Below are 16,218 nucleotides of genomic sequence, written 5' to 3' on the forward strand. Positions count from 1 at the left end.
GTTACCTCACTTTCATAAAAAGCAGATAACCAAGGGTTGTCTTGGTTATCATAGCATAATTATTTGAAAATTTCTAGAAAATTCCGTTCAAAAAAATCACGTGTTTTACTAGCTAGAAAGTAATAACGTCCTCCTCGATTCTGAGGATATTTTACAAATCCATTTGGGTTTTGGTCAATGTCAATTTGTTTGCGAATGGTTGGTTTATATAGGACGTTTTCAAGTAGCCATGGACGAGATACAGAGAGCATCTCTAGGACTTCATTCAGTGTCATATAGTGACCAATCGATGCCTTTTTTTGTAGTTCTTGATATTCAGCCTCTGAATGGATAGCATATCCTTCAGGAAGTTTTACTGTGATTTCTGAAAATTCAAGGTTTATTTCATTTATTCTCATTATGGAAATTCCTTTCTTAATATGAGATAATGACTAGGGATAAGCCTAGCCTTATCTCTACAACTTGTTGGCGTCTTTTCTTCTTGGTTTCTTGGCGGTTACTTTAGAAGAAGAGGCGTTCTTTTTATAGAAAATCTCAATAATACTTTCTAAGTATTCTTCAAAATCAAGTACCTGAAGTTCTAGGAGATTTTTCTTGAGCCAAATATTTAAGTCAGGATTTGGCACATAGTTGAACTCATACTCAAATAATAATCGTTTGATTAAAATGGTCACTGCATTTACTCCCCATATTTCTTCTACTTTTCTTAATAAGGGAAAGAAGCCACTACCTTTTAGCATATAGTGAACGGTCTGAATAAGTTCATTATTTCTAGGGCTTAGCAATGTGAGTGGAAGTGAGTAAGAAGAAAAATCTAACAGCGATTGACTATATTCAGTAATTCTATTAGATTCAATGTCTACAAGACAATATTTTTCAACAATCTTGTTTGCAATAAATTGCTGTAGTGAATCTCTGGAGGGTAACTCTAAGATTAGTTTAGTAAGCTGTCTAGCATACTCTTTTTTATAGGTCACCTCGAAACGTATCCAGCTTTCAACATTCTGAGCGACTTGAGCATAACGACCATTATTTTCTAATTGCTCAGCTTTTTTATCATAAATTTTTAGAAAACTATTTGTCCCCTTTCCTCTTGAACCGATTGTTATAGTTTTAGCTTCTCGATTTATTTCGATAGCAGATGTTTTTGAATGCCTCTTTTTCCCCTTGCTAGTGACAATTGTAAATTTATTCTTTTTTAAATTTTGATAAATGTCGTTTACTGACAAAGGAAAATCAAGGTAATCTGCACAAAAGTCTATTCGACTAAGATGCATATCCCAATAGGGTTCGTTGAGGCGTTGAAGAATATCATAAACTTCAATCGGTTCATTATAGAACTCCTGAAAGATTTGTTGGTAGAAACTGAGTGCTGATGCGGAAAACTTAACAATAATCCCCATGTTGATGTAGTGGTCATGGAACGCAATTCTAAAGAAATAGGGCATATTTTCAAAACCATATGCAGTTGTATATCCCTTTGGAGCCATTTTCTCAAGTTGCATCATTCCACAAAGCTGAGGAAGTGATAATTTATCAGCAATTATTTCTGTTAATTCTTGAGCAATTTGTTGCCAATGACTTGGATACTCTCCGATGGTTTCAGCGGTTGGCTGGATAACAATTGTAATCTCATCAATATTAACGTGTAGAGACTGTTTATCGAAATTTTGTAAATCGATTAAGTTATACATATTTTCTCCTTTTTGAATTAAGTGGAATCTGGGTTATTACAGTACCCAGATTGAGTGCTTATTGATAGGCTCTTTACCAGCCCAGCCTATCTGCTAGTCTGGGCTGGTAAAGAGCGATGAAACTGGCGATGAAGATGTCACCGCAAAATGAATCCATCTTCGACAGATTTCTAGTTTATCAGGGGAAATATGTGGGACAATAACTTTTACAGTCTTTTTCCCACTGACTTTAAGATAGCCTACTCCCCTTGGATTCGAGGAGGCAATCAAATCTTTCTCTTCTGAGAAGAACATTTGGATTGTCTCTTTTGAAAGGGTTCCTAATACTAGCATGGATGAAAAATTATCTCTAATTTTCCCAAAGTATTCAGCATCACCACGCTGGTTGCAGATGAAAACTTGAATATTGAATGACCGTCCAAGCATCATTAACCTAGATAGCTTGGCGATGACTTCATTCTTTTGCTTATTATCTTTACTGGATAGGTATGAACCCCACTCATCAATAAAGAGGATGACTTTTCTCTTAGAGCTATCCCGTTTGGATTGTCGTTGTTCTAGGATAATTAATGCCAATTCAATAGACTTGTCTACTTCATCAAATCGAAAGAAGGTAGGTAACTCATCTAAAAATTCAAAGTCTTTATCAGCTTTATAGTCAGCTACGAGCAAAAATGGAGCTTCTTTGGTCTGCTGATAATACTCATATATCTCTTCAGCGAGTAAAGCGATTGCACAGATAGTCTTTCCACTTCCGCTTGCACCTACGCATAACAAGTGAGGTTTAGATGTGTTGAACGGCACTTCCCTTAAAAAAAGCGAAGACTTCTTAAATAGTAAATAGTCTAGCAGTAGTATCATTATCTACCCTCTAAAAGCTGTCTCAATTCCTCTTGATTGCGATAGAATATGATATCTAGGTCAAGATAATTAAGCTGTTCACGTTTTGTAATCTGATTATTAAACATAAAATAGACAGATACATCCTGACTATAAGAGTAAAGGAGGAAATTTTGTTTGACTTTCTTATCAAATTCGATTTCCAAGTTTTTCTTGAGATAGAGCAATTCCTCATTGTCAAGTTCATCCTTGATTAAGAGAGGGAATCGGTATCTTAAAGCTGACTCTGTTTGAGTTCTTGAAACCAGGAAGTAATCATTACGAGAAAATGTGATTACGTTCCCTAATTCTTTTCCTACTTTGTGACAGGTATTTTCGATATCGTCACATATTTGTGAATGATTTAATGAAAGTTGCTGATTTAGCAATTTTTGCTCCTGCTTTTCTTGATATTTCAAAAAAAGATAGATTGCAAACAAAATAAACAAGACAAAAGAATAATTAAAATACATAATAATCCTCCAATGAGGGAGGGAGTACCTCCCTTTTTTAAAAAACTATAAAATCGTAGCTTTCTGAGCTTTGATTGACAACATCGCGCGATTGGACTGCAGGTAACTAGTTATTGAAACGTTTTCAAGTTGAATTTCAACAACTTCGTCGAGAAAAGTTGTAAAATCATCCTGCTTTGCACCCATGATCTTGATATTGTTCGTCATAAATCGACCGGTCGCAGTGCGATATCCAAGATCAAGTTGTACCCCAAGAACAGCTTTGGTTTCAAAGTCTGTTGCTGAAGCTACGCCCATCAGCATTCCGCGTATTTTTACTGTCTCAAATTCCATAAGATTTTCTCCTTTCTACCATGCGATTTTTTCTTGAAGTTTAGAAGCGCTGGAACTTCTTTGAATTCATTTCCTCCTTTCGCTAACTATTAAAACATATTATGAATGATAATATTTACCTTGTTTTTGAGACCGATGAAATAGGCAGTTTGAAAGCTAAAATATTTATTACCATGTTAATTTAATTGAATATATATGTATTTGTCATTAGTTTTAAATTATTGTATATTATAATTAGAAAGGGGTTGAGTACAATGACTAGTCAAAAATTTGAAGAATACAAACAAAGGATTGAAGAATTTATAGCAAATAGCAAGGAGTTTACTGAACAAGAAAAATTAGATTGTGCAACAGCGGTTCTATCAGTTGTTGAAAATTTGAAAAGCTATCAAGATTTTTCTAAATTGAAAGGCCATGAAAAAGGAAAAATTGATTATATTGCTAAAAATATATGTTTTTCAAACTCTACAATCGGCGATATTATAACTGGAAGAGGAAAACCAAATGGGAAATTAATAACAGATGATATATTTAAAGCAATTTTTGAGTGGGAGGAATTACAGGAATACATATTTGAAAATTATGATAATGGGATAGCTGATGTGCTTCAAGAAAACTTTAATTATTATTTTTTAAGAACAGAGCTGAAGGATCGATTGAAGCTATTAGATGTAAAAACACTCGAATATTTAGGAAAGTTAGCAAAACAACAGCCAAACCGTATTTCAGTAGAAAATATGTTATTCATAGTTTTTGCAGATTGGTTTTTCAAAAGCAAACAGCCTTTAAAGTTTTATCCTATTCTTTCGAATGAAAAATTATTTACATTGATATCTGAAAATATTACTGAGATTGAAAATTCGTTAGAGTTAGTTGATGTGAATGATATTGATAAAAAATTGGATTTTATTGCTCGGATTGATTCTACAAATTCGTGGTATGAAATAGATGAAATTCTAAATCAAAAAGAACAAGAACAACTAATGAGAATATCAAATAAGGTTAATGAATTTTCGAGTAAATAAAATAATCATGGTGCACAACCGTCATATAAGTTGCGTACCATGATTATTTTTTATTATAGTATTACTTCATCTGTTCCAATAAACTTTGAAAAGCTTTTATACTTTTTTCCTGTTTGTCTTTTGGCAGTTCTGATAGTGAGTCTAATAATTGTGAGAGTTCAGGGCTATTTTCCTTGATGCTGATATCAAAAAAGTGTTCAATATCTGTTTCAAGTGCCTCTAAAATTCTTTCAAACGTATCAATTTTAATATTTGTGGCTAATTGTTCGATTTTGTAAGCGTAATTCATTCCAAGGTCGGCTTTTTCTTCTAATTCGTCTTGTGTCCAACCTTTTTCTAGTCGTAAATGGCGTATTCTCTTACCAATATATTGTCTCAAACTCGCATTTTCCATCATGATTACCTCGTTATTTATTATCTTACAAGGTTTATAGTAAAGAAGAAACTTCTTAAAAGGTTTTTAATTATATGTTTTAGTTGTTAAAAGCTAAAGAACGCGGTATAATAACCTTAAAAGATTAATTTAATACAGATGGAGGTTTTATGAAAAAGAGCAAAAATTTAAATTCTCAAGGTTCAATTCGTAAATTGAAAGGTTTTGGTGCAGTCGGTGTATTGACCTTTGGTTTGTTGGCAGGGGTATCTGCCAAGGCTGAAGAGGTTGTCACTGCGACCAATGGTGATGGTGCTACTGAGGTAGTAGCGGACGAAACGTCTACTAAAGAATTGCTTGAGCAGTCTGTAGAGACAACTGCTAACCAAGTAGAAGAAGCTCAAACGGCTGTTACTCAAGCAGAAGAGGTTGTGACAACAGCTCAAGAGCAGTTGGCGACTGAGCAAGAAGAGAAACGTGACGCTGATGAGGTTGCACAGCAAGCTCGTCAGGAGTATGCGACAGCGCAAGCTGACGTGACGACTAAGACGGCTGGGTTGACTACTGCAGAAGAAGCTGTAACAACGGCTCAAAAAGAGGTTGAAACGGCTCAAGAGGGTATCCAACCTGCTGAGGAAGCGGATGTTCAACGCCAAGAAGCGATTGACAAAGCTCAAACAGCGGTAGATTTTGCTAAGTTGGATGTCACACAGGCTGAAGCGGATGCGAAAACAGCAAACGATGCAGTGGTGATTGCTGAGGCTGAAGTTATTCAAGCTCAAGCGGAAGTAAATCAAGCGCAAGCTGAGGTTGACTCTCTCTTCTCTGTCAAATTGTCTGATACATACGGTCAATTGTTGAAAGACTTTTATGTAGCTGACAAGAATAAGGATGCTGTTGAGCGTGAACGTATTTGGACAGAGCTTGAGGCTGAAAGCAAGCGTCTACTTGCTGAAAGTCGTGCTAACAACACAATGGACAACTTGAAAGAAGCTCTTAATGCTGTTGAGTCCAACCAGCGTGTTATCATCAAGCAAGGTGGTAACGGCTTGAATGAGATGACGATGGCGGATTGGATTGAGTTGACGCAGTATGCTCAGTTGATTGTCAACGATATTCGTGACCAACTTGGCATTGACACGAAGGTCTTGGTATCTCAAGGTTCGATGGGTTTTGCTAAGACAATCTCAGATGGGTATCTACGTCTTAACCACCCTATTGGGATGGGTCATAACATTCAGGCGATTAGAGGTGGGGTTAGTGCGTACGGTCAGGCTTTTGCAGAGAATGGAACCCCTGACGTTATCCGCTACGATTTTCAAGACTACACAATGGCTGACTTGAAGCTTCGTATTGCAAGCACTCTTGTAGATATGATGTTAGATGACGCTCGTGATTGGCAAGCATTTGGACATGCTATTATAACAGCAGGTCTGCGTGGTGCTGATTCAAGTAACACTACTGGTGTTCAGTATTTGGGTATCTACGGTAACACAGTAGACCTTGGCTCAAGCATCCTGCATGAGTACACGAATGGTAAAATCTCTGACTCTATCAAAGAAGGTCTACTAGAAAATCCAGTAAACCCACAAGAGCTCAAGCAAGCCTTGACAGAAGCCCAAACTCGTTTGGCTACTGCTCAAATGCAGGTTTCAGGTGCTAAGGTCAATGCGGACACAGCTCAAACCGCTCTAACTACAGCTCAGGGTATCTTAACTCAAGCCGAGGCTGAGTTGAAATCTGCACTTGCTGTACCGCTTCAAACTCCATTGGCGAACGAAGCTCTTAAACAGGCTAAGTCTAACCTTACAACGGCTGTATTCAACCGTGCATCTGCTGACACAGCTCTTACAACAGCTAAGACTGTTCGTGATGAAAAGTTGAAAGCCTTGAATGATGCCAATGCCGAGGTTACTCGTCAAACAGCTGATATTCCAGTTGCACTTAACAATGTAAACTCTGCTGAGTCTAAGTTGAATGTTGCTAAGACTGCTTTGAACGATGCTTTGAATAAGCACACTCAGGCTGTCGATGCTTACAAGCTCTACATGAACTCTTTGGTTACGCCTGAGACACCTGAAGTGCCAGTTACTCCTGAGACACCAGTTGAAACTCCTGTTGAGACTCCTGAGAAACCAGTTGAAACTCCTGAGAAGCCAGTTGAAACTCCTGTTGAGACTCCTGAGACACCAGTTGAAACTCCTGAGACACCAGTTGAAACTCCTGAGAAGCCAGTGACCATTGATGTTATTGTGGGCGAGGACGGTATCCCAGTTATCACTGCGAAGGGTGAGCCTGCTTACCATGAGTTACCAACTATTGACATTTCAACTCTTGGTCTTCCGACTGAAGGGGTTCCTGTTGAAGAAGTTCCTGTTGAAGAGGTGCCAAGCACTGAAGTACCTACTACTGAAGGAAAAACTCCTGTAGTTACGGTGGACTATGCGCCTACATTTGAAACTAAGGGTGATGTTCAGGTAACTCCTAAAGTAGTTAATCATTCTTCAGAATTGAAACAATCTACTGAAGATAGTGTCAAAATATTACCTAATACAGGTGATACAAAGACTAACTTGAGCTATCTTGGACTAGGTATTCTTGGTTTAGGTGCTTTGGTGAAGAGTAGAAAGAAATATCGTTAAAAAGAAATATCTTCTTACTTTTAATTAGTAGGAAGATATTTTTGATTTTTAAAACTGGAAATTTTTTACCTATGAGTAGGGAAATATATAGATGTAAAAACTACTATAGTTACTCCGAAATGCTTCTTGGTCAAAACTTGGTCAGACTGTATTTTTATAAAAATTCTGCATAATTTAGGAAATACATAAATATTTTATAAAATTTCATGTGGTCAAAATTTGGTCAAATTCCTTCTTTTCATTACTCCATAGATAAGTGACAAACCCTTGATTATCGCTATTTTTGTTATCTATTTTAACTTATTTTAACGTACAATTATCTGTTGGCGGAGTAAATAAAGCATAGGAAACCTTGAGAAATCAAGGTTTTTTCTTATTTTTTCATAAAAAAAATCATCTCAGAATTTCTTCTAAGATGATTTTATTGTACGATATCGATATCTATAAAATTGATAGCCGATAAAAATACACATGGTACTGATGGAAAGAATCATTCCGATGGAAAAACCTTGGGGTGTAAACGTTAGAATTGCTTGTGTTTGTCCGGGCTTGACATCGACTTTCATGAATCCATTTTGAGCTTTTTGAATGCTTACTGGCTTACCATCAATAGTTGCAGACCACCCCTTATCATAAGGCAGGGTAAAAAGAAGCGATGCATCATTCTCTGTTTCAAAGTCAACAGTGACCTTATTACCTTTTGTTCTTGTAACAACATTTTTTTCTTTTAGTATAGATACGGCATCTTTGAATGCAATTAGATCTAGACGGTAGAATTGCGGCTTATCAAAGGAAACTTGCGCATTTTCAGGGAAATAAATGTCAACTTGAACTTCAACTTTTTCTGGGAAATACCCAACATTAAAGAATGAGAAGGCATTATCTAGTGTAAATTCATTTGACTGGTTGTTGACAGTTATGACAACTTTTTTTGAACTTTCGTTTGCAAAAGTTATTTTTGGTAGATTTAGATAAACTTGGCTGTCTGCAGGGATAGTTAATGTGTAACTTGCCTTTGCAGCAGCTTCTTCATCTGTTTTATTGACAGTAATTCTGTTACCTAGTTCTACGGTATTTTGAGAAGATGTAATAGGAATAGAGTAATAATATTTTTGTGTCAATCCTGTCAACTGATTTAGGAAATTTGTTTGGTTGTCAAGGGTAAGATTTGTAAACTTGACATCCTTGTAAACAGAATTTGTCAAAATAGCCAGACCTTGATGAAAACTATTTTCATAGAGACTGATTGAGTCAGTACTTTTGTATAATGAAAATCCAAATTTTTGCGGGTAGGTAGTTGCTAAGTTGTATTTGATGCCAAATAAACTGTCAGCTATGATGGTGTTGTTTTGATAACGAAGATTGAGATTGGTACCATCTGAACGGAAGCCAAGCTTATCTAGGACTGAACTGGAGGCCCTGTTACGGATAGAAGAGAATTGAGAAATACCATTGTAGTTGTATTTCATGCTATCGTTGCCAGTTTGTGGCAATAGTCGTTCCGTACGATAGAAGGTAGTATTATCGTTTTTTGCAATGTTGACAAGACTGTCAACGTCTGTCAACTTTTCTTCATAATTGGATCGGCTTGGGAAATGCCATTCATTTGCTAAGCCTTGGACCTGATATTGTGTATGGATTCCAGTTTCAAATAGCCCAAAAGCTAGGAAGGCTAGACTTACCCAAGTCAGAGGTAACTTGTATTTTTGAAAAGCCAAAAATAGGATGAGATAGGCGAATAGAAACTCAAGTGTCAGTAGGAAGTTTACATCGGCTAAAAAATCATATTTATCTCTAAATAGATAGGTTAGAAGATAGCCAATTATGAGAGAAGCGAAGGGGAAAATGAGTTGCTTCATAGTAACATGTTCAAGTCTCTGTAGAGTTTCAGCTGCTAGGTATATGAGGATGGTTGAGAGCACCCAGGCATATCGATAGAGAAACATATTTGGAGCATGCATCCCTTGCCAAAATAAGTTCAAAGGCTGGAGGTAAAAACTAGCAATGACAAAGCTGACTAGCAGACCATACGAACATCTCACTGTCCACTTGATATCTTTTAGTGTAAAGAAAATCAGTGATAAAATAAGTGGTAAAATTCCAACGGAAATCATCGGAATTGAGCCGAATTTGGTTGTATCGAAACTACCAACTAAATTCTTAGCAAAAAAGTCCAAATACCAAGAATCTTCTGTTTTTAGATTGACAACCTGTGTAAATTTTTCGCCATGTGTTTTTAAATCTAAATATGTTGGCAGGAGCATAAATAGGCTGCTTAGAGCAGATAACATTGACACGACTGTGAAGTTAATAAAGGTTCTTATTCTATTTTTTTCTATCCAAGATAATTGAACAAAAGTCCACAGAGTGAGGAAAATGGCAGCCATAAAGCCGAAGTAGTAATTTTGTACAAATAAGCAAGTCAATGCCACATAGTAGATAATTTGTTTATTTTCTCTTACCAGCTGATGTAATCCTAGAAGGATGATTGGGATCAGGATAAAGACATCAAGCCAACTATTGATTTCCAACTGACTAGTAGAAAAACTCATCAGGGCGTATGCACTAGAAAGAAGAAGTGCCCATGGAATAGTTACTTTTTTATAGATTCCCTTTAAACTAATAAAAGTTGACAATCCTATCAACCCGAACTTGACAATAGTGACAAGGTAAAGAGCATCAGGCATGGATTGTAAATCAAAGAAAAAAACAATCGGAGATAGGAAGGAACCAAGATAGTAGGAGGATAGAGCGTAGAAGTTTAGACCTAAACCACTAGTAAAGGTGTAAAAGAGAGAGCCTTCTCCGTGTAAAGCATTTCGTAAAGTTTGATTAAAGATGACATATTGATGAAATCCATCACTGGCCAATATAGTTGTATCACTTCCCCACCAGATTCCTTGAAATGCTAAGACGATAGAAATAATAGTCAGCGGAATAAGGAAAGATAAGAGATAATAAAAGGATGTTTTTGTAAATATTTTTTTCATAGATTTAAAAGAAAAGGCGAATAAATCGCCTTTTTATTATGCTTTCCAAAGTTCTTGTACTTTTGCTTGTACTTCAGCATTTTCCAAGAATTCATCATAAGTTTCGTCGATTCGGTCGATAACACCGTTTTTAGAAATGACGATGATATGGTTTGCTAAAGTTTGAATAAATTCGTGGTCATGGCTGGCAAAGATGATGGATTCTTTAAAAGCTTTCAAACCATCGTTCAGACTGGAAATTGATTCCAAGTCCAAGTGGTTGGTTGGATCATCTAAGACCAAGACATTTGACTTGAGGAGCATGAGTTTTGACAACATAACGCGTACCTTTTCGCCCCCTGATAGGACGTTGACAGGTTTGTTAACCTCATCGCCAGAGAAGAGCATACGGCCCAAGAAACCGCGCAAGAAGGTATTGTCATCTTCTTCCTTGCTGGCAAATTGACGGAGCCAATCAAGGATAGATTCGTTGGTATCAAAATCACGAGAATTGTCTTTTGGTAAGTAAGATTGACTAGTCGTCACACCCCATTTGACAGTTCCTTCATATTCAATATCACCCATAAGAGCACGAATGAGAGCAGTTGTTTGGATGTCGTTTTGACCAATAAGAGCAGTCTTGTCACCTGGACGCAGGATAAAGCTGATATTGTCAAGAATCGTTTCACCATCGATGACAACTTTCAAGTTTTCAACTGTTAGGAGGTCATTACCGATTTCACGTTCTGATTTGAAGTTGATAAATGGATACTTACGGCTAGAAGGAATAATTTCCTCTAACTCGATTTTATCCAGCATCTTTTTCCGTGAAGTAGCTTGCTTAGACTTTGAAGCATTGGCAGAGAAACGGGCAACGAATTCTTGCAATTCCTTGATTTTTTCTTCTGCTTTTGCGTTACGATCTGCTTGCAGACGGGCAGCCAATTCACTGGATTGTTTCCAGAAGTCGTAGTTACCTACGAAAATCTTGATTTTTCCAAAGTCAAGGTCAGCCATGTGGGTACATACTTTGTTGAGGAAATGGCGGTCGTGGGATACAACGATAACTGTATTTTCAAAGTCAATCAAGAAATCTTCGAGCCAGTTGATAGATTGGATATCGAGACCGTTGGTTGGCTCGTCCAAAAGAAGAACATCAGGCTTACCAAAGAGGGCCTTAGCCAAGAGGACCTTAACCTTCTCACCGTTGGTCAATTCGCTCATGTTTTGGTAGTGGAGGTCTTCTGAAATGTTGAGGTTTTGGAGCAATTGAGAAGCTTCACTTTCAGCTTCCCAGCCACCAAGTTCAGCAAACTCACCTTCTAATTCAGCGGCACGAACGCCATCTTCATCAGAAAAATCTTCCTTCATATAAATAGCATCTTTCTCTTTCATGATGCTATAAAGTTGCTCATTCCCCATGATAACGACATCAATCACGCGCTCATCTTCATAGTCGAAATGGTTCTGACGTAACACAGAAAGGCGCTCGTCTGGACCAAGTGAGATATGGCCTGTTGATGGTTCAATGTCACCAGCAAGAATTTTCAAAAATGTAGATTTACCAGCACCATTGGCACCAATCAAACCATAGGTATTTCCTGCTGTAAATTTGATGTTAACATCATCAAATAGTTTGCGGTCGCTAAAGCGAAGCGACACGTCTGATACTGTAAGCATAGTTTCTCCTCTATTTTCTGTCTATTAGTCTTATTGTACTAGAAAGAACTTGAATTTTCAATGAATTACATTGGAATCAAGATATCTTCATCATAATGTTTATGGTCTTTTTGAAGACTGAAGCCACGTCCACGCACTTGACTCGCAGGCATAACAACCATAAAGGCAGTTTCATCAATTTCTAATACCGCTGTCTCCAGTTTCTGCATTTCTGGAATAGAGATGGTAGTCATCAACATGCGCTTGTCAACCCCTGTAAAGCCACCGATAATTGGAAGCTCTGTCACACCGCGATCAGCAACTTTTGTGATGTAGTCTTTAATTTGACTTGATTTTTGAGAAATAATCATGACATTTCGAGATGATTGAGAACCAGACATCATGCGGTTGACAATATAAGTAATGGTCATTAGGGCAATAATCGAGTACATAACAGTATCAGTATCGAAGGCAACAAATCCAAGACCAACGATAATACCATCAATAATAGCCATTGTCAGACCTAATGATAAAGGGGTGTACTTGTGAATAAATTGAATAAGAATACCTGTTCCACCAGTAGATGAATTTCCTAGAAAGACAAGTCCTAGTCCAAAACCAAGGATTATTCCACCAAAAATAGCAGCGAGCAAAGGATTTTCTGTCAAGCTTGGTAAACCAGCTGTCAACTTGATACAAAATGGATAAATCAAGGAACCGTAAACGGTTTTGATGAAAACAGATTTTCCTAAAAAGACCCAACAAAGTATCAGGAGGGGAATGTTGCAGTAAAGGACAAAATCAGAAGGATTCCAGCCCAATAGCGTATTAAGTGCTATAGCAAGACCTCCAACCCCTCCAGAAACAATATTATTCTCTAAAAATAGACTGTTAAAACCAACAGCCATGACAATGGAACCCAAAGTTACATAGGCAAAATCTTTGATCCGTTCTTTCATAGCTTCTCCTTATTTGAATATCATAGAATGCAACTTCTATTATCCCTAAAATCCAGCTTATCGTCAAGGCTTGGAAGTATTGACTTTCTATTTTTTAAAAGGTATAATAGAGGTCAATCAGAAGAGTAGGTAATCTTCCATTTTTAGAGAGCTTGTGGTCGCTGTAAACAAGTAATGGTGATTGGTGAATGGACTGATTTTGTAATGAATTCGAACCAATAAGGATTCGGCTAGCAGGCCTTATGTGCATTGAGATGGGAGTATCTGCTCCTAAGTAAGGTGGTACCGTGTCTTAGACGCCCTTGCACAGTTTCTGTGCGGGGCTTTTTTTATGAAAATTATCAGATGAGGTGAAGGAATGACCAAACCAATTATTTTGACGGGAGACCGTCCAACAGGTAAACTCCATATCGGCCACTATGTTGGCTCCTTGAAAAATCGTGTTCTACTGCAAAATGCTGGACAGCATGAACTTTTTGTATTTTTAGCAGATCAACAAGCGTTGACAGACCATGCCAAAGAACCACAAAAAATTATCGAATCAGTTGGTAATGTGGCACTGGACTATCTCGCAGCAGGTCTTGATCCAGCTAAGACAACGATTTTCATCCAAAGTCAAATTCCTGAATTGGCAGAGTTGACCATGTACTACATGAACTTGGTATCTGTTGCACGTCTAGAACGCAATCCAACTGTAAAAACCGAGATTGCTCAGAAGGGATTTGGCGAAGGAATTCCAGCTGGTTTCTTGGTCTATCCTGTGTCACAAGCGGCGGACATTACAGCCTTCAAGGCAAATTTTGTCCCTGTAGGAAATGACCAGAAGCCGATGATTGAGCAGACCCGTGAAATCGTTCGTAGTTTCAACCATGCTTATCAAACCGATATTTTGGTGGAGCCAGAGGGCATCTATCCTGAAAATGAAGCAGCTGGTCGCTTGCCAGGTTTGGACGGTAATGCCAAGATGTCTAAGTCACTTGGAAATGGTATTTATCTGGCCGATGACATGGATACACTCAAAAAGAAAGTCATGTCCATGTACACAGATCCAAACCACATTCGTGTAGAAGATCCAGGTCAGATTGAAGGAAATATGGTTTTCCACTATCTTGATGTATTTGGTCGTGAAGAAGATCGTGCCGAGATTGAAGCTATGAAGGAGCACTATCAACGTGGTGGTTTGGGCGATGTGAAGACCAAACGTTATTTGCTGGACATCTTAGAGAGAGAATTAGGACCAATCCGTGAACGTCGTCTGGAGTTTGCACAGGATATGGGACAGGTCTATGCAATGTTAGAAGCAGGCAGCCAAAAAGCTCGTCAAGTCGCAGCAAGCACTTTGGATCAAGTCAAGGATGCAATGGGAATTAACTACTTTAAATAAGGTTAACGATAAAAGAGCAATGTTTTAAAAACGTTGCTTTTTTCGTTTGTTTTATGACGAAGTAAAAACCAAACGTTCGAATTTCTAAAAGAAAGAAGGAATGAATTTTCTGAATTATTATTGTTTCTTATTTTAAAGCGAATAATATTTGACAAATGATTTCAAAATGTTATCATAAATAAAATAATTGTAGCGATAGCTAGTAAGAAAAAAAGAAAAGAGGAAGAAAATGTCAAACTGGGACACTAAATTTTTGAAAAAAGGCTTTACCTTTGATGATGTATTACTTATTCCGGCTGAAAGTCATGTATTGCCACATGATATTGATTTAAAAACGCAATTAGCACCAAATTTGACCCTTAATCTTCCGATTATTTCTGCTGCCATGGACACTGTAACAGATAGTAAAATGGCTATTGCAATGGCACGTGCAGGTGGTTTGGGCGTCATCCATAAGAATATGTCTATTGCAGAGCAGGCTGATGAGGTTCGTAAGGTAAAACGTTCTGAAAATGGTGTCATTATCGATCCATTCTTCTTAACTCCTGAGCACACAATCGCAGAAGCTGAGAAACTCATGGGGACCTACCGTATCTCTGGTGTGCCAATCGTAGAAACCATGGAAAATCGTAAGTTGGTTGGCATCATTACCAACCGTGATATGCGTTTTATTTCAGATTACTCACAGCCAATTTCTACCAACATGACTAGCGATGGCTTGGTAACAGCACCAGTTGGAACAGACTTGGCGACAGCTGAGGCTATTCTCCACAAACATCGCATTGAAAAATTGCCATTGGTTGATGAAAACGGTCGTTTGTCAGGCTTGATTACCATCAAAGATATTGAGAAAGTGATTGAGTTCCCAAATGCTGCAAAAGATGAATTTGGTCGTCTCTTGGTTGCGGGTGCTGTTGGTGTCACATCTGATACTTTTGAACGTGCAGAAGCTCTCTTTGAAGCAGGTGCAGATGCCATTGTCATCGATACAGCTCATGGTCACTCAGCAGGTGTTCTTCGTAAAATCAAAGAAATCCGTGATCACTTCCCAACTCGTACCTTGATTGCCGGCAATATTGCCACAGCTGAAGGAGCTCGTGCTCTTTATGAAGCTGGTGTTGATGTTGTCAAGGTCGGTATTGGCCCAGGTTCAATCTGTACAACACGTGTCATCGCAGGTGTCGGTGTACCACAAGTGACAGCTATCTATGATGCAGCTGGTGTTGCGCGTGAATATGGAAAAACGATTATTGCTGACGGTGGTATCAAGTATTCAGGAGATATTGTCAAGGCACTTGCAGCTGGTGGTCATGCCGTTATGCTTGGTTCTATGTTTGCAGGAACGGATGAAGCACCAGGTGAGACAGAAATCTTCCAAGGTCGTAAGTTCAAGACCTATCGTGGTATGGGCTCTATCGCAGCCATGAAACAAGGTTCAAAAGACCGTTACTTCCAAGCCTCTGTCAATGAAGCCAACAAACTTGTTCCAGAAGGAATTGAAGGACGTGTAGCCTATAAAGGTTCTGTTGCAGATATGATTTTCCAAATGGTTGGAGGACTTCGCTCAGGTATGGGTTATGTAGGTGCTGGTAACTTGAATGAGTTGCATGAAAATGCTCAGTTCATCGAAATGTCAGGTGCTGGTTTGAAAGAAAGCCATCCACACGATGTTCAAATCACAAACGAAGCTCCAAACTATTCAGTACAGTAAACAAAAACATACTAAGATTAGTAGTGAGGAAATCTCCGACGGGAGAAAGTACTCACTACTTTTTCTTTATGATAAAGTAGAGGTGTCTTGTTAAGTCGTAGGGCTTTTTGACGCTAG

General features: G+C 38.0%; 13 protein-coding genes. 4 read left to right on the forward strand and 9 right to left on the reverse strand.

What is annotated here, in order from left to right; all coding sequences use genetic code 11:
• Positions 1–59: 59 nt before the first annotated feature.
• The 5 genes from C1E99_RS11455 to C1E99_RS11475 all read right to left on the reverse strand — a co-directional run bounded on the left by C1E99_RS11455 (position 60) and on the right by C1E99_RS11475 (position 3,379).
• A complete protein-coding gene (locus C1E99_RS11455) occupies positions 60–398 on the reverse strand; it encodes a DUF771 domain-containing protein (RefSeq protein WP_044775403.1) in 339 nt (112 codons plus the stop codon).
• Between the two features lie 57 nt (positions 399–455).
• Positions 456–1,694, reverse strand: a complete 1,239-nt coding sequence (locus C1E99_RS11460) for a replication initiation factor domain-containing protein (RefSeq protein WP_105207619.1) — start codon at positions 1,692–1,694, stop codon at positions 456–458.
• Positions 1,695–1,787: 93 nt separating this feature from the next.
• The gene (locus C1E99_RS11465) at positions 1,788–2,555 is read right to left on the reverse strand and encodes a type IV secretory system conjugative DNA transfer family protein (protein WP_105207620.1); all 768 of its coding nucleotides are present in this window, start codon (positions 2,553–2,555) and stop codon (positions 1,788–1,790) included.
• Positions 2,555–3,046 (reverse strand): hypothetical protein, encoded by a 492-nt coding sequence (locus tag C1E99_RS11470; protein ID WP_105207621.1) that lies wholly within the window; start codon positions 3,044–3,046, stop codon positions 2,555–2,557. The genes C1E99_RS11465 and C1E99_RS11470 overlap by 1 nt, the downstream gene beginning before the upstream one ends.
• 45 nt (positions 3,047–3,091) lie before the next feature.
• The gene (locus tag C1E99_RS11475; protein WP_105207622.1) at positions 3,092–3,379 is read right to left on the reverse strand and encodes a hypothetical protein; all 288 of its coding nucleotides are present in this window, start codon (positions 3,377–3,379) and stop codon (positions 3,092–3,094) included.
• Positions 3,380–3,633: 254 nt separating this feature from the next.
• On the opposite strand from C1E99_RS11475, the gene C1E99_RS11480 reads away from it, so the two are divergent.
• Entirely contained in the window at positions 3,634–4,404 is a 771-nt protein-coding gene (locus C1E99_RS11480) for a hypothetical protein (protein WP_044776928.1), read from the forward strand.
• 61 nt (positions 4,405–4,465) lie between these two features.
• On the opposite strand, the gene C1E99_RS11485 is transcribed toward C1E99_RS11480, so the two are convergent.
• Entirely contained in the window at positions 4,466–4,801 is a 336-nt protein-coding gene (locus C1E99_RS11485; protein WP_306508878.1) for a helix-turn-helix domain-containing protein, read from the reverse strand.
• A 146-nt stretch (positions 4,802–4,947) separates the two neighbouring features.
• Between C1E99_RS11485 and C1E99_RS11490 the strand changes: the two genes are divergently transcribed.
• Positions 4,948–7,419 carry an SEC10/PgrA surface exclusion domain-containing protein gene (locus C1E99_RS11490; protein WP_105207623.1) on the forward strand — a complete coding sequence of 824 codons (2,472 nt, stop codon included), beginning with the start codon at positions 4,948–4,950 and terminating at the stop codon, positions 7,417–7,419.
• A gap of 410 nt (positions 7,420–7,829) precedes the next feature.
• On the opposite strand, the gene C1E99_RS11495 is transcribed toward C1E99_RS11490, so the two are convergent.
• From C1E99_RS11495 to C1E99_RS11505, 3 genes are all read right to left on the reverse strand, one after another.
• Entirely contained in the window at positions 7,830–10,409 is a 2,580-nt protein-coding gene (locus tag C1E99_RS11495; protein ID WP_105207624.1) for a YfhO family protein, read from the reverse strand.
• Between the two features lie 36 nt (positions 10,410–10,445).
• On the reverse strand, positions 10,446–12,068 hold the full coding sequence (locus C1E99_RS11500; RefSeq protein ID WP_105124987.1) for an ABC-F family ATP-binding cassette domain-containing protein: 1,623 nt from the start codon (positions 12,066–12,068) through the stop codon (positions 10,446–10,448).
• 65 nt (positions 12,069–12,133) lie between these two features.
• Positions 12,134–13,006, reverse strand: coding sequence for a YitT family protein (locus tag C1E99_RS11505; RefSeq protein ID WP_105207625.1), 873 nt, complete (start codon positions 13,004–13,006; stop codon positions 12,134–12,136).
• Between the two features lie 358 nt (positions 13,007–13,364).
• On the opposite strand from C1E99_RS11505, the gene trpS reads away from it, so the two are divergent.
• Positions 13,365–14,390 (forward strand): tryptophan--tRNA ligase, encoded by a 1,026-nt coding sequence (gene trpS / locus C1E99_RS11510; RefSeq protein WP_105207626.1) that lies wholly within the window; start codon positions 13,365–13,367, stop codon positions 14,388–14,390.
• Positions 14,391–14,619: 229 nt separating this feature from the next.
• On the forward strand, positions 14,620–16,101 hold the full coding sequence (gene guaB / locus C1E99_RS11515; RefSeq protein WP_105207627.1) for an IMP dehydrogenase: 1,482 nt from the start codon (positions 14,620–14,622) through the stop codon (positions 16,099–16,101).
• Positions 16,102–16,218 lie beyond the last annotated feature (117 nt).

This window comes from Streptococcus suis, assembly GCF_002964045.1.
GTDB lineage: Bacteria > Bacillota > Bacilli > Lactobacillales > Streptococcaceae > Streptococcus > Streptococcus suis_U.